General features: G+C 65.4%; 15 protein-coding genes. 6 read left to right on the top strand and 9 right to left on the bottom strand.

What is annotated here, in order from left to right:
• Positions 1 to 291 precede the first annotated feature (291 nt).
• A complete protein-coding gene (locus QX132_RS06795; protein ID WP_316160502.1) occupies positions 292 to 1,107 on the bottom strand; it encodes a DUF3658 domain-containing protein in 816 nt (271 codons plus the stop codon).
• Positions 1,108 to 1,155: 48 nt separating this feature from the next.
• Positions 1,156 to 2,208: a hypothetical protein gene (locus QX132_RS06790; RefSeq protein WP_315785714.1), complete on the bottom strand. Its 1,053-nt coding sequence runs from the start codon at positions 2,206 to 2,208 to the stop codon at positions 1,156 to 1,158.
• 375 nt (positions 2,209 to 2,583) lie between these two features.
• On the opposite strand from QX132_RS06790, the gene QX132_RS06785 reads away from it, so the two are divergent.
• Positions 2,584 to 2,802, top strand: coding sequence for a hypothetical protein (locus QX132_RS06785; protein WP_315738343.1), 219 nt, complete (start codon positions 2,584 to 2,586; stop codon positions 2,800 to 2,802).
• 44 nt (positions 2,803 to 2,846) lie between these two features.
• On the opposite strand, the gene QX132_RS06780 is transcribed toward QX132_RS06785, so the two are convergent.
• From QX132_RS06780 to petA, 4 genes are all read right to left on the bottom strand, one after another.
• A complete protein-coding gene (locus QX132_RS06780; RefSeq protein WP_315811823.1) occupies positions 2,847 to 3,521 on the bottom strand; it encodes a dienelactone hydrolase family protein in 675 nt (224 codons plus the stop codon).
• 193 nt (positions 3,522 to 3,714) lie between these two features.
• Complete coding sequence (locus QX132_RS06775) at positions 3,715 to 4,047, bottom strand: YnfA family protein (RefSeq protein ID WP_315757032.1); 333 nt, start codon at positions 4,045 to 4,047, stop codon at positions 3,715 to 3,717.
• Positions 4,048 to 4,175: 128 nt separating this feature from the next.
• Complete coding sequence (locus QX132_RS06770) at positions 4,176 to 6,248, bottom strand: cytochrome c1 (protein WP_316160500.1); 2,073 nt, start codon at positions 6,246 to 6,248, stop codon at positions 4,176 to 4,178.
• Positions 6,249 to 6,308: 60 nt separating this feature from the next.
• Positions 6,309 to 6,839 (bottom strand): ubiquinol-cytochrome c reductase iron-sulfur subunit, encoded by a 531-nt coding sequence (gene petA, locus QX132_RS06765; RefSeq protein ID WP_315738712.1) that lies wholly within the window; start codon positions 6,837 to 6,839, stop codon positions 6,309 to 6,311.
• Positions 6,840 to 7,118: 279 nt separating this feature from the next.
• Between petA and QX132_RS06760 the strand changes: the two genes are divergently transcribed.
• The 5 genes from QX132_RS06760 to QX132_RS06740 all read left to right on the top strand — a co-directional run bounded on the left by QX132_RS06760 (position 7,119) and on the right by QX132_RS06740 (position 10,355).
• Entirely contained in the window at positions 7,119 to 7,604 is a 486-nt protein-coding gene (locus QX132_RS06760) for a tRNA (cytidine(34)-2'-O)-methyltransferase (RefSeq protein WP_316160499.1), read from the top strand.
• Positions 7,601 to 8,230: a 7-carboxy-7-deazaguanine synthase gene (gene queE / locus QX132_RS06755; RefSeq protein ID WP_316160498.1), complete on the top strand. Its 630-nt coding sequence runs from the start codon at positions 7,601 to 7,603 to the stop codon at positions 8,228 to 8,230. The genes QX132_RS06760 and queE overlap by 4 nt, the downstream gene beginning before the upstream one ends.
• A gap of 17 nt (positions 8,231 to 8,247) precedes the next feature.
• Positions 8,248 to 8,616, top strand: coding sequence for a 6-carboxytetrahydropterin synthase (locus QX132_RS06750; RefSeq protein WP_315738713.1), 369 nt, complete (start codon positions 8,248 to 8,250; stop codon positions 8,614 to 8,616).
• A gap of 93 nt (positions 8,617 to 8,709) precedes the next feature.
• Positions 8,710 to 9,597 carry an oxygen-dependent coproporphyrinogen oxidase gene (gene hemF / locus QX132_RS06745; protein WP_315776146.1) on the top strand — a complete coding sequence of 296 codons (888 nt, stop codon included), beginning with the start codon at positions 8,710 to 8,712 and terminating at the stop codon, positions 9,595 to 9,597.
• 32 nt (positions 9,598 to 9,629) lie between these two features.
• Positions 9,630 to 10,355, top strand: a complete 726-nt coding sequence (locus tag QX132_RS06740) for an HAD family hydrolase (RefSeq protein ID WP_316160523.1) — start codon at positions 9,630 to 9,632, stop codon at positions 10,353 to 10,355.
• Positions 10,356 to 10,415: 60 nt separating this feature from the next.
• On the opposite strand, the gene QX132_RS06735 is transcribed toward QX132_RS06740, so the two are convergent.
• The 3 genes from QX132_RS06735 to QX132_RS06725 are packed head-to-tail and all read right to left on the bottom strand — an operon-like array spanning position 10,416 to position 13,016.
• On the bottom strand, positions 10,416 to 11,189 hold the full coding sequence (locus QX132_RS06735; RefSeq protein WP_316158272.1) for an ABC transporter permease: 774 nt from the start codon (positions 11,187 to 11,189) through the stop codon (positions 10,416 to 10,418).
• Positions 11,173 to 12,003, bottom strand: coding sequence for an ABC transporter ATP-binding protein (locus QX132_RS06730; protein WP_316160497.1), 831 nt, complete (start codon positions 12,001 to 12,003; stop codon positions 11,173 to 11,175). The genes QX132_RS06735 and QX132_RS06730 overlap by 17 nt, the downstream gene beginning before the upstream one ends.
• 14 nt (positions 12,004 to 12,017) lie before the next feature.
• Positions 12,018 to 13,016 carry an ABC transporter substrate-binding protein gene (locus QX132_RS06725; protein ID WP_315796841.1) on the bottom strand — a complete coding sequence of 333 codons (999 nt, stop codon included), beginning with the start codon at positions 13,014 to 13,016 and terminating at the stop codon, positions 12,018 to 12,020.
• Between the last annotated feature and the right edge of the window lie 31 nt (positions 13,017 to 13,047).

Here is a 13,047-nt window from a genome sequence, read left to right as displayed (position 1 = left end):
TCTCCACCGAACCGGTCGAAAACTTTGAATCACATCCAGAAATCGCTTGGAATCGCTTTCGGGCATCCCGTAGCCCTGGAGGGGGAGGGTCGTCTCACGGAGAGCGAAGCGAAACGTGAGGCGGGGTGGGGTGATCTCTCCGCATGGACCGTCGCCCGTGGCTTCACCCCACCCCGCTCGCACGCTTCGCGTGCGAGCGACCCTCCCCCTCCAGTGGAGGGTGGGCAGCGGGGCACGCGGATGGACCGGCATGCAGCGTCAGGGCAGCCTGTCCCACCGTGCGGATGTCCTTCAGGCTGTCGCTGTCGCGCCAGCCGGCAGCCGCAACTCGCTGCGATGCATATGAAGCAAATCGCCACGATACTCCAGGCGGGCTGCTGCGACGAGCGCGCGGACACGTGCGAACAACTGCAGATGCCCTGTCTGCATCCCGTCGGTACAGGTCTCGCAGAGCGCCTCCCCGATGATCCTCGCAGTCTTCTTCCATTCTGCGGTGGCGCAGGACAGCAGCAGGGGATCGAAGTGCGTGATCGGGGCTGAGACGAGCTCGCCATCGCGGAGAATCCGGAAAGGCGCATTCTCCGCCCTGAGGCGTGCCCATTGGCCGCGACAGGCATCGCGTATGTCCGATGTCAGATCCTGCCGAAAACTCCAGAGTTGATTATCGCTAATGATGGAGGACTTCAGCTCGCCCAGGCTGAACACCTGGTGCGGGTTGGGTGCGCCATTGTCCCCTGCCCTCACGACAGCGTCGGTGAAATCGACGATCTCGATCGGCTCATCGCCAAGCCGCCACAGGAGTTCGAGGAAGCCGGCATATTCCTGGGTCGACCGCCGCGTGAGCCAGGCGATCCGCCGGGAGTGGTGTGAGAGCGCCTCATCCCAGAACGCTATCGCTTGGCCGCCGACTTCGTCCCAACCGGAGACTTCCAATTCCTGGTCCACCCAGGCGGTTCGCAGCGCCGGATCGGGCGGAGCGATCGGGCCGAAGCTCAGGCTGTCGGCAAGACCAATGACGCGCTCATCGCGACCAGCTTGCTGGAGCGCAGCCCGCAACGTGGCCGCCGCGGACATGTTGAAGACGACATGAAGGATCGAGCCGGACATCGACTGGCATGCACCCCTATTCCTCGTCGGCTGACGCACGATGCCGCCTCACGTCCCCGGCTTCACCAGCCCGAGCTCAGCGAACTTCATCTCCGTCGCCACCACGGCATTCTCATACACCTCGCCGCGCTCGACGAAGTAGTTGAAATAGCCGGCCGGCGTTTCCGGCTGGATCTCGACCAGATCGACGGTCTTGTATTTGGGATCGGTGATCACGCCGCCCGCGATCAGATCGTTGATGCGCTTGAGCGCGTCGACCTCGGCCTTGTAGCCGACCGAGAACCACATCTCAGTGGTCCAGTCCTGCACCTCGAACCAGTTGGCGGGCGCCTGGCCCTGCCACCCCTGGGCGAGCGGGCGGACGGCGAAGATGCGGTCGAAGCCGTGCAGCTCGGAGATGATGCTGGCGCGGTGATAGGCGCCGTCCATCTGTCCCTGCGGCAGCTTGGTGAAACCGTAGAGCGACAGCCACAGCGCAGCCTTGACCGCCTCTGGCGTGATCGGGCGGATGGCGCGCTCGGCCAGCACCTCGGAGGCGTAGCGCAGATCGCGCTTGGCCGCCGATTGCCGCGCCTTGACGGCATGGGCGTTGGGAACCGACTTCTCCGCCGGCAGCAGCGCCCGCGCCGCCTCGTTGCCATAGAGATAGCCCGTGCCCGCCTCGGGATCATAGGTGTTGAACACGACGCCGATCGGCGTGGCATTGAGCGTCTCCGCCGCGTGCGCGAAGTCAGCCTCGCTGCGCACCGGGACATATTGCTGCGCCGGCCACAGCCGGTCCGCGAGGGCGTTGAACGGGCCGTCGCGCCAATCCGGCCAGGAGACGAATCGCGCCAGCGCCTCGGCATAGGCGGGACGAAACACGCCGGGATAGCCGAACAGCACTGTGCGCAGCTGCGACGCCGGATCTCTGAGGCGGTCGGAGGACATCAGCTCGTTGCGCAGATCGAGACCCTGAAGCCACGCCGACAGCACCAGGATCTGGCCGGACGTCGCGGTGACGAGATCCGGCGTGACGCCCCAGGCGCGGGCGGTGTCGAGGAAGCCGGCGCCATGGGCGTTCAAGCCGCCCAGCCCAGCCAGCGCAAAGGCCACACGCACGGCTTTCTCCATCAGCAGAGGGACCGGAAAACGCTACCTCAGATTGTTTCGGCGACGCAACCGACGGCGAGACACGGCGAATTCGACCATCGAACGAAGCGACGCGCTGCGAACATGATCAATGCTCAGATCCCCACAAAATCCCGGTGATTCGCGGAAGCGTACGGCGGCAAGCGGCGAAAAGCTGCAGCCGGCGGCTGTGAGCCCCCTCCACAACCTCATGTTGCGCGCGTGCAGAATGCTTCACTTATCGACCAATGATTGTCGCAACCCCAAAAAAGTTACATAACTTGGCTATGCGCGAGGGCAACACTGTTGTCTAGCTGCAATAGTGTGGCAATGATTGGTTAACCATATTGAATTACCTTGGTTAACATGGCCCGCGGCAAACAGCCTTCAGTGTCGCATGCGCTCCCGAAGCAGCCGACGCTGCTCGATTGCTTCCTCGAAGCGCAGGCGAAGCGGACGAAGCGTCGGCGACGCCCCGCCGACGCGGTGACCAGCGCCGATCCCTTGGATCCTGCAAACGACGCTTCGGCTCTCGATGAGGCCGAACAGCCGTCGGCCGAGACCAAGACCGCCCGCGCGGTTTGAGTCCGCGCGGCACGGTTGAGGACCGACACGCCGGCCCTCTCGGCTCAGCCGAGGTGCTTGTGGAAGAACGCCGTGGCGCGGCCCCAGGCGAGCTCGGCGGCCCTGCGATCGTGCACGGTCATGCGCTGCTCGTTCACGAAGGCATGCTCGGCATCGTAGCGATAGAGCTCGAGCGACTTGCCGGCGGCCTTCATCGCCTTCTCGAAGCCGTCCACCAGCGCCGGCGTGCACCAATCATCCTTGTTGGCAAAGTGGGCCTGCAGCGGGATCTTGACGTCGGCCGGCTTCGCCGCCTGCTCCGGCGGAATGCCATAGAACACGACGCCGGCGGCGAACTCGTCGATCTTGGTCGCGCCGATGATCGTCACCGCGCCACCGAGGCAGAAGCCGGTGAGGCCGACCTTGGCGCCGTTGCGCGCCAGATATTGCGCGGCCCCGCGCACGGTCTGCGTGGTCGCGTCCATGAAGTCGAGCGAGTTCATCTCCCGGCCCGCCGCATCCGTGTCGTGATAGGGCACCACCGTGCCCTTGTAGAGATCGGGCGCCAACGCGTTGAAGCCGGCGAGCGCGAAACGATCGCACATCCCCTTGATCTGGTCCTGCAGGCCCCACCATTCCTGGATGACGACGACGCCCGGCGCATCGGCCTGCGCGGCCTTGGCGAGATAGCCCTTGGCCTCCTGGCCGTCGGGGCGCTTGAAGCTGATGAGTGTGCCCATGTGTTCCTCCGCATTTTCTGATTGGGATGCTCAGGAGCGCGGTTTACCGCAAATCCGTGTCCGGCGCGACGGGAGCAATCGGGTTCGCTTCAACGTGAGAGGATTCGTAGCCGGATGAGCGCAGCGACATCCGGGGTCCTCGCCGGCACTGTTGCGATCCAGGATGTCGCTGCGCTCATCCGGGCTGCGGGCGCTAAACCGGCATCGCGCGCGGCGCGAACAGGATCACGGCCATGCCGGCGAGGCAGATCAGGGCGCCGGCGGCGTCCCACGGATCGGGACGATGGCCCTCGACCAGCCAGCCCCATAGCAGCGCCGCAGTGATATAGATGCCGCCATAGGCGGCGTAGGCGCGGCCAGCGAGCGGGCTGTCGGCCACGGTGAGAAGTGTCGCGAAGCCGGCGAGCGCGGCCATGCCGGGCAACAGCCATAGCGACGACTGCCCGAGCCGCAGCCAAGCCCAGAACGCGAAGCAGCCGCCGATCTCCAGCACGGCGGCGCCGGCGAAGGCGAGAAGTGACGGCATAGGCGAACTCCGTTTTCCCGGCTGCGCTGCGGAAAAGGCCTCCCCTGGCCCGAGCCCAACTAACACAGGGACAACAAAAAAGCCCCCGGAGGGGCTTTTCGTTTTCATCAGAGGTTTCCGATCACCGCTCAATGCGCGGCGGCCCAGACCCGCTTCTTGGTGAAGTACATCAGCCCGGCGAAGATGATCAGGAAGATGAACACCTGGTAGCCGAGGCGCTTGCGCGCTTCCATGTGCGGCTCGGCGGTCCACATCAGGAAGGTCGCGACGTCGTGGGCATACTGCTTCACGGTGGCCGGCGAGCCGTCGTCGAACGTCACCTGGCCGTCGGACAGCGGCGGCGGCATCTTGATCGCATGCCCGGGGAAGTACTTGTTGTAGTACGAGCCCTCCGGGATGGTGACGCCGTGCGGCGGGGTTTCTTCATAGCCCTGCAGCAGCGCGTTGATGTAGTTCGGGCCCTGCTCCTGGAACTGGGTGAAGAAGTCGATCAGGAACCAGGGGAAGCCGCGCTTGTATGAGCGCGCCTTGGCCATCAGCGACAGGTCCGGCGGGGCCGCACCGCCATTGGCGGCCCGTGCGGCCTGTTCGTTCGGGAACGGCGACGGGAAGTAGTCGGCCGGCCGGCCCGGACGCTCGAACATGTCGCCGGCGTCGTTGGGACCGTCCTTGATCTTGTACTCGGCCGCGAAGGCGGCGGCCTGCGCCGCCGAGTAGCCGGGGCCACCGGGCTCGGCGAGGTTGCGGAACGCCACGTATTGCAGCGAATGGCAGTTCGAGCAGACTTCCTTGTAGACCTTGAGGCCGCGCTGCACGGCGCCGCGATCGAAGGTACCGAACGGACCGGCGAACGACCAGCTCGCCGACGGCGGGTTCTCCTGGCCTTCGCTGGCACGGGCGTCGCCCATGCTGCCGGCGAGCAGCGACACCGCAGCGACCAGCGCGATCGCGGTCGAGACCATCGGCGCCGCCTTGCGGCCGGACTTCGCCAGCACGTCGTCGGCGATCGAGTTCGGCAGCGGGCGCGGCCGCTCGATGCGCGCGAGCAGCGGCAGCACGATCAGGAAGTAGGCGAAATACAGCACCGTCAGGATGCGGCCGAGCACGACATAGACGCCCTCCGGCGGCTGCGCGCCGAGATAGCCAAGGCCGATGCAGACGACGACGAAGATCCAGAAGAACTGCTTGCCGAGCGGACGGTACTTGTTGGAGCGGGTCTTGGCCGAGTCGAGCCAGGGCAGGAACACCAGCACGATGATCGCCGCGAACATCGCCACGACGCCGGCGAGCTTATTCGGGATCGAGCGCAGGATGGCGTAGAACGGCAGGTAGTACCATTCGGGCACGATATGCGCCGGCGTCACCGCCGGGTTGGCCGGGATGTAGTTGTCGGCCTCGCCGAGATAGTTCGGCATGTAGAAGATAAACCAGGAATAGAAGATCAGGAAGCAGGTGGCGCCGAAGAAGTCCTTGATGGTGGCGTAGGGCGTGAACGGCACCATGTCCTTCTCGGTCTTCGGCTCGACGCCGGCCGGGTTGTTCTGGCCGGCGACGTGCAGCGCCCAGACGTGCAGCACGACCACGCCGGCGATCAGGAACGGCAGCAGATAGTGAAGCGCGAAAAAGCGGTTCAGGGTCGGGTTGCCGACCGAATAGCCGCCCCACAGCAGGGTCACGATGCTCTCGCCGAAATACGGCACGGCCGAGAACAAATTGGTGATGACGGTGGCGCCCCAGAAGCTCATCTGGCCCCACGGCAGCACATAGCCCATGAAGCCCGTCGCCATCATCAAGAGATAGATGATGACCCCGAGGATCCAGAGCACCTCGCGCGGCGCCTTGTATGACCCGTAATAGAGGCCGCGGAACATGTGGATGTAGACGGCGAGGAAGAACATCGACGCGCCGCAGGCATGCATGTTGCGCAGCAGCCAGCCGTAGTTCACGTCGCGCACGATCAGTTCGACCGACTTGAAGGCCAGGTCGGCATGCGGCGTGTAGTGCATCGCCAGGATGACGCCGGTGACGATCTGGACACCCAGCATCATCGAGAGGATGGCGCCGAACGTCCACCAATAGTTCAGGTTCCGCGGCGTCGGATAGGCAACGAAGGACGAGTGGACCAGGCCGATGATCGGAAGTCTTTGCTCGAGCCACTTCAAGGCGGGGTGGCTCGGCTGGTAGTCAGAAGGTCCACTCATGATGCGTTCCTGAAGAAATTATCTTGCACGATCGAGCGTGAGCTGAAGACGAACGTCCGCTCAGCCGATCTGGATCTTGGTGTCGGAAACGAACTGATAGGGCGGGACGGGAAGGTTGAGCGGCGCCGGCCCCTGGCGCACGCGGCCGGAAGCATCGTACTGGGAGCCGTGGCACGGGCAGAAGAAGCCGTCGTAGTTGCCTTCATGGGCGATCGGGATGCAGCCGAGATGGGTGCAGATGCCGATCACGACCAGCCACTGCTCGTGGCCGTCCTTGGTGCGCGACTGGTCGGTCGCCGGATCGATCAGGCTCGACACGGGAACCTTACGGACCTCCTCGACCTGCTTCTTGGTGCGGTGGGAGATGTAGATCGGCTTGCCGCGCCAGAACACCTTGATGTCCTGACCTTCGGCGACCGGAGAGAGGTCGACCTCGATCGGCGCGCCGGCCGCGATGGTCGAGGCATCGGGATTCATCTGGGAGATGAAGGGCCACAGGGCGGCCACACCACCGACCGCCGCGGTCGCGCCCGTGGCGACGAAAAGAAAATCCCGGCGTGTCGGATGATCCGCAGTAGACGCTGTCACGATTCCAACCCTTTCTTCGTTGCAGCCGGTGGAACCGCCCCGCTCGACGTCTTGGATCTCGGCGTTGGAGATCACGTGACCGGGAGATCCTGCCGGCGCCCGCGTCCCCCGCGGCGGCAGAAAACGGCTCGCTCCACCGCCCCTGGGGAACAAGCCGTCCAGAATCGTTCTATTGGCACCCTTGCGATACGAGCGCAAGCCCGCTATCGGCCCTGCAGCACGCCATGCACCAATTCCCGCGCAGGAAGCGGACTTTCCGCCTCAGTCTTAAGACCAATTCGCATGCAGATCGCGCTCTATCAACCCGACATTCCGCAGAACACCGGAACGATCCTGCGGCTGTGCGCCTGCCTCGGGCTCGCGGCCCACATCATCGAGCCGGCCGGCTTTCCGGTGTCGGACCGGCAGTTCCGCCGCGCCGGCATGGACTATCTGGACCAGTTGAATTGGCGGCGCCACGACTCATGGCACGCGTTCGAGGCCTGGCGGGCGGCGGCGGGCCATCGCCTGCTGCTGCTGACGACCAAGGCCGCGACCTGCTATCTCGACTTCAGCTACGGCGCGGACGACATCCTGCTGCTCGGGCGCGAGAGCGCCGGCGTGCCGGAGGCCGTGGCGGAGGTCGCCGATGCGCGGCTGCGGATTCCGCTGCAGCCCGGGCTGCGCTCGCTGAACGTGGCGATGGCGGCGGCGATGGCCGCCGGCGAGGCGCTGCGCCAGACCGGACAATTCGCCCAAATGCAATCTGCGCAAGGAGCCGAAGGGTGAGCTACGCGGTGAAGGAAATCTTCATGACCCTGCAGGGCGAAGGCGCCCAGGCGGGGCGCGCCGCGGTGTTCTGCCGCTTCGCCGGCTGCAACCTGTGGAGCGGACGCGAGGCCGACCGCGCAACCGCGACGTGCCGGTTCTGTGACACCGATTTCGTCGGCACCGACGGCACGCTCGGGGGCCGCTATGACAGCGCCGGTCTCGCCGAGGCGATTGCCGGGCAATGGACAGGCGGTGCCGCCGACCGCTATACGATCCTCACCGGCGGCGAGCCGCTGCTGCAGGTCGATGCCGACCTGATCACGGCGCTTCACGCCCGCGGCTTCGCGGTCGGGATCGAGACCAACGGCACGCTCATTCCGCCCGACGGCATCGACTGGATCTGCGTCAGCCCGAAAGCGGGCACCGAGTTGAAGCTGCGGCAGGGCCATGAGCTGAAGCTGGTCTATCCGCAGGACGGCGCCGAGCCGGAGCGGTTCGAAGGCCTCGCCTTCGAGCGTTTCTCGCTGCAGCCGATGGACGGGCCCGACGCGGCCGCGAACACGGCGCGCGCGATTCAATACTGCCAGCATCATCCGCAATGGCGGCTCAGCCTGCAGACGCACAAGATGATCGGCATCAGATAGGGATTGTGACTGACACGATGTGGGAATTGACCAAGTCGTTCACCTTCGAGGCCGCGCATACGCTGCCGATTACGACGCTCGGCGAAGCCAGCCAGGAGATCCACGGCCATTCCTTCCGCGCCGAGGTGACGGTGCGCGGCGATGCGACCAATCCCGAGACCGGCATGGTGGTGGATTTCGGCGTGCTGACGCAGCGCTTGAGCGAGATCCAGGCCATGCTCGACCACAAGTTCCTGAACAAGATCGAGGCGATCGGGCTGCCGACGCTCGAAAACCTGTCGCGCTTCATCTATGAGCGCGTCCGCTCCATCGGCCATGTCACCAAGGTCAGCGTCCACCGCGACAGCTGCCGCGAGACCTGCACCTATTTTGGCCCGCAGGGCTGATCGCTTATGGTAGTAGCCAGGTGTAGCGACATGAGCGGTCCCACCCTCCCCTCCAGGGGAGGGTGAAAGAAACGCGCCCCGGGGAAAACTGCCATGACCACTGCCGCCATCGAGGATCGCAAGGCCCGCGCCCGCGCCTGGTTCGAGAGCCTGCGCGACCAGATCTGCGCGGCGTTCGAGCGGCTCGAGGACGAGGCGCCAGCCGCCCTCTATCCACGTCAGGCCAGCCGCTTCGTGCGCACGCCATGGGAGCGCACCGATCATGCCGGCGGCCCGGGCGGCGGCGGCGTCATGAGCATGATGCACGGCCGGCTGTTCGAGAAGGTCGGCGTGCACTGCTCCACCGTGCATGGCGAGTTCGCGCCCGAATTCCGCAGCCAGATCCCGGGCGCCGCCGAGGATCCGCGGTTCTGGGCCTCGGGCATCTCGCTGATCGCGCATCTGTGGTCGCCGCACGTGCCGGCGGTGCACATGAACACGCGCTTCGTCGTGACCACCAAGGCCTGGTTCGGCGGCGGCGCCGACCTGACGCCGGTGCTCGACCGCCGCCGCACTCAGGAAGACCCGGATACGCTCGCCTTCCACGCCGCGATGAAGAGCGCCTGCGATGCGCATGCGGCGGTCGCGTCGTACGACAAGTACAAGCGCTGGTGCGACGAGTACTTCTACCTTCCCCATCGCAAGGAGCCGCGCGGCATCGGCGGCATCTTCTACGACCATCACGATTCCGGCGACTGGGAGGCCGATCTCGCCTTCACCCAGGATGTTGGCCGCGCCTTCCTGAAGGTCTATCCGGAGCTGGTCCGCCGTAATTTCAGCGCGCCTTGGACCGACGCGGACCGCGAGGAGCAGTTGATCCGGCGCGGCCGCTATGTCGAATTCAACCTGCTTTATGACCGTGGCACCACATTTGGGCTGAAAACCGGCGGCAATGTCGACTCGATCCTGTCCTCGATGCCGCCCGAAGTGAAATGGCCCTGAAACCTTCAGCCCCGCCGCCGCGTACCCAGGAGATGACCGCTCCCCTGCCCCGCGCCATGCTGATCGACATGGACGACACCATCCTTTCGGCCTATGGCCGGCCCGAGATCGCGTGGAACATCGTCGCCACCGAATTCGCCGACGAGCTGGCGCCGCATACCTCGCAGGAGGTGGCGGCCGCGATCCTCTCCTCGGCGCGCAGCTTCTGGTCGATCGCCGGCGCCGAATGGCGGATGAAGCTGATCCAGGCCCGCCAGGAGGTGGTCAAGGGCGGCTTCGCGGCGTTGACCGCCGCAGGCCCGGCGCTGCCGACCGAGCTTGCGATCCGCATCGCCGACCGCTTCACCGCCTATCGCGACGAGCAGATGTTCATCTTTCCCGGCGCGCATGAGGCGATCGACGCATTCAAGGCGCGCGGCGTCCGGCTGGCGCTCGTGACCAACGGCGAGGCCGGCCAGCAGCGCGCCAAGATCGAGCGCTTCGCGCTGGCGCACCGCTTCGACCACATCCAGATCGAGGGCGAGCACGGCTTCGGCAAACCCGAGGAGCGCGCCTATTGGCACGCGATGGAGCGGCTCGGCGTCGGCCCCGAAGACACCTGGATGATCGGCGACAATCTCGAATGGGAGATCGTGGCGCCACAGCGGCTCGGCATCTATTCGATCTGGATCGACGTCCATGGCGACGGCCTGCCGGAAGGCACCGATGTCAAGCCCGACCGCATCATCCGCTCGCTGACCGAGCTCGTGCCGGCCTGAAGCCTGGTGATCGATGCCAGAGCGCCGGCCCGTCAGGACCGGCGCTCTGTCGTATCCGGATCAGGCCGGACGCTCGGCGACGTTGGGGCGCCATTTGATCAGGCGGCTCTCCACGAGGTCGAGCAGCGCGTCGATGCACAGCACGAAGATCGCCAGGATGAAGATGCCGGCGAACACGCCGACCGCATCGAAATTGCCTTCGGCCTGCGCGATCAGATGGCCGAGCCCGGCGGACGAGCCGAGATATTCGCCGATGATGGCGCCGACCACCGCAAAGCCGACCGAGGTGCGCAGCGACGACAGGATCCAGCTCGCAGCCGCCGGGAAGTAGACGTGACGCAGCAGCTCCGAGCGCCGGGCGCCGAGGATGCGGGCATTCGCCAGCACCACCGGGTTGACCTCGCGCACGCCCTGCAGCGCGTTGAAGAAAGTGACGAAGAACACCAGGGTCACGGCAAGCGCCACCTTCGACCACAGGCCAAGGCCGAGCCATAGCACGAAGATCGGCGCCAGCACCACGCGCGGCACGGCGTTGAGCGCCTTGATGAAGGGATCGAGGATGCGCGCCGCGGAATGGTTGAGGCCGAGCCAGACGCCGGCGGTGACGCCGAGTCCGGTGCCGATGATGTAGCCGAGGATCGTCTCGGTCAGCGTCGTCGAGACATGCGCGTAGAAGCTCTGCGCCGACAGCCAGGCAAACACCTGCTTGAGCACCGCCAGCGGCGCCGGGAAGAAGAACGGATCGATGACGCCGTAGGTGACGCCGACCTGCCAGCCGCCGACGATGACGATCAGCAGTGCGAGCTGGATGAGGCGTTCAGTCATGGCGGGCATAGCTTTTCTCCACTTCCCCGCGCAGCGAGGCCCAGATGTTGCGATAGAGATCGGTGAAGCGCGGATCGAGCTTGATCTCGGCCACGTCGCGCGGCCGCTCCAGGTCGACCGGGAAGCTGTCGATGACCCGCGAGGCCGGTCCCGAGGCCAGAACGACGACGCGATCCCCCAGCGCGATGGCCTCCTCGAGATCGTGGGTGATCATGACCACCGCGCGCTTCTCCTCCTGCCACAGCCGCAGCAGCTCGTTCTGCATCAGATGGCGGGTGTGGATGTCGAGCGCCGAGAACGGCTCGTCCATCAGGATGACCTTCGGCCCATGGATGAGCGCCTGAGCCATCTGCACGCGCTTGCGCTGGCCGCCGGAGAGCTGGTGCGGATAGCGGTGCTCGAAGCCCTTCAGCCCGACCTTGACGAGCCAGGCCATTGCGCGCTCATGGCGCTCGCTGGCCGACACGCCGCGGAACAGCGGGCCGAGCTCGACATTCTCGATCGCGGTCTTCCACGGCAGCAAGGCATCCTGCTGGAACAGATAGCCGATGTTGCCCTGGACACCGCGCACCGGCTGGCCATCGATGGCGATGCTGCCGGCGCTCGGCTTCAAGAGGCCCGCGATCGCGTTGAGGATGGTGCTCTTGCCGCAGCCGGTCGGACCGGCAATGGCGAGAAACTCGCCATCGGCGACCGTGAGGTTCACGTCCCTGACGGCGGTGTAGTTGCCGAAGGACATGGTGACCTGATTGATCTCCACCATGTTCCTGGCGCTGCGGCACTGGACCATCGGGTCCGGGTCCTTGACGACGGCGAGTGCCATTGTTTCCCTCCCGATCAGTTCGAGACGCTCTGCGCCTTCACGGCGAAGGCGTTGGTGTAGGTCTTGGCGAGGTCGATCGACGTCGCATCCACCTTGTCGTTGAAGCTCTTGAGCACGAGCAGCGGCGTCTGCACGTCGGTCTCGTCGAACTGCCCATCCCTGGAGAAGATCGCCTTGGCCTTCTCGACCGCTTTCGTATAGGTCTGCTTCTCGCCGGAGATGAAATCGTTCGGCAGCACCGCGACGATCTCCTCGGCATTGTGCGTGGCGATCCAGCGCAGCGCCTTGACCATGGCGTTGGTGATCTTCTGGACCGTGCCCGGGTTCTTGGCGATGTACTGCTGTGTCGCGTAGAGCACGGAGGTCGGATAGATGCCGCCATAGACCTGCTTGGCGCCCTCGTCGCTTCGCGCATCGATCAGGATCTTGCCGATCCCCTTCTGCTCCACATAGGTCGCGGCCGGATCGTAGTTCACCAGCAGGTCGATCTTGCCCTGCTCCAGCGCGGCCACGGCAGCGGCCCCTGATCCGACGCCGATCAGATACACGCTCTCGGCGGGGATCTTGTTCTGCTTGAGATAATAGCGGACGAAGAAGTCCGAGGATGAGCCAGGGGCGGTGATGCCGATCTTGGCGCCCTTGATGGTCTCCGGCCTGGCCGGGTCGAACGTCGCAGACTTGCCACCGGCCAGCACCAGACCGGAATTGCGCGACAGCAGTACGAAGCCGACGACCGACTTGTTCTGCGACTGCATCTGGATGGTGTGGTCGTAGAAGCCGACGGCGACATCGGTCGATCCGGCGACCAGCGCCTGCAGCGTCTTGGAGCCGCCGGAGGCGAAATTCTCCACGGTGATGTCGAGCCCTTCCTTCTGGAACAGGCCAAGGCCCACCGCAACCGGAAACGGCAGGTTGTTCAGATTGTACGAGCCGACGCTGATGCGCACGGGCTCGGCGGCGGCCGAGCCGCAGATTGCGACAGCCGCAGTGACGGCGAGCATGAGACGACGCATGTGACTTCCTCCCTTGTTATCGATGTCGATT

It is taken from the genome of Bradyrhizobium sp. SZCCHNRI20481, from assembly GCF_032485055.1.
In the GTDB taxonomy this organism is placed as follows: domain Bacteria; phylum Pseudomonadota; class Alphaproteobacteria; order Rhizobiales; family Xanthobacteraceae; genus Bradyrhizobium.
This window is presented reverse-complemented; position numbering and strand designations above follow the sequence as displayed.

Excerpts from the sequence above, each read along its gene's own strand:
- QX132_RS06785 (WP_315738343.1), top strand. The coding sequence starts at position 2,584 with ATGGCCCGCGGCAAACAGCCTTCAGTGTCGCATGCGCTCCCGAAGCAG.
- QX132_RS06750 (WP_315738713.1), top strand. The coding sequence starts at position 8,248 with ATGTGGGAATTGACCAAGTCGTTCACCTTCGAGGCCGCGCATACGCTG.
- QX132_RS06770 (WP_316160500.1), bottom strand. The coding sequence starts at position 6,248 with ATGAGTGGACCTTCTGACTACCAGCCGAGCCACCCCGCCTTGAAGTGG.
- hemF (WP_315776146.1), top strand. The coding sequence starts at position 8,710 with ATGACCACTGCCGCCATCGAGGATCGCAAGGCCCGCGCCCGCGCCTGG.
- QX132_RS06725 (WP_315796841.1), bottom strand. The coding sequence starts at position 13,016 with ATGCGTCGTCTCATGCTCGCCGTCACTGCGGCTGTCGCAATCTGCGGC.
- QX132_RS06795 (WP_316160502.1), bottom strand. The coding sequence starts at position 1,107 with ATGTCCGGCTCGATCCTTCATGTCGTCTTCAACATGTCCGCGGCGGCC.
- QX132_RS06735 (WP_316158272.1), bottom strand. The coding sequence starts at position 11,189 with ATGCCCGCCATGACTGAACGCCTCATCCAGCTCGCACTGCTGATCGTC.
- QX132_RS06775 (WP_315757032.1), bottom strand. The coding sequence starts at position 4,047 with ATGCCGTCACTTCTCGCCTTCGCCGGCGCCGCCGTGCTGGAGATCGGC.
- QX132_RS06760 (WP_316160499.1), top strand. The coding sequence starts at position 7,119 with ATGCAGATCGCGCTCTATCAACCCGACATTCCGCAGAACACCGGAACG.
- QX132_RS06740 (WP_316160523.1), top strand. The coding sequence starts at position 9,630 with ATGACCGCTCCCCTGCCCCGCGCCATGCTGATCGACATGGACGACACC.
- QX132_RS06730 (WP_316160497.1), bottom strand. The coding sequence starts at position 12,003 with ATGGCACTCGCCGTCGTCAAGGACCCGGACCCGATGGTCCAGTGCCGC.
- QX132_RS06780 (WP_315811823.1), bottom strand. The coding sequence starts at position 3,521 with ATGGGCACACTCATCAGCTTCAAGCGCCCCGACGGCCAGGAGGCCAAG.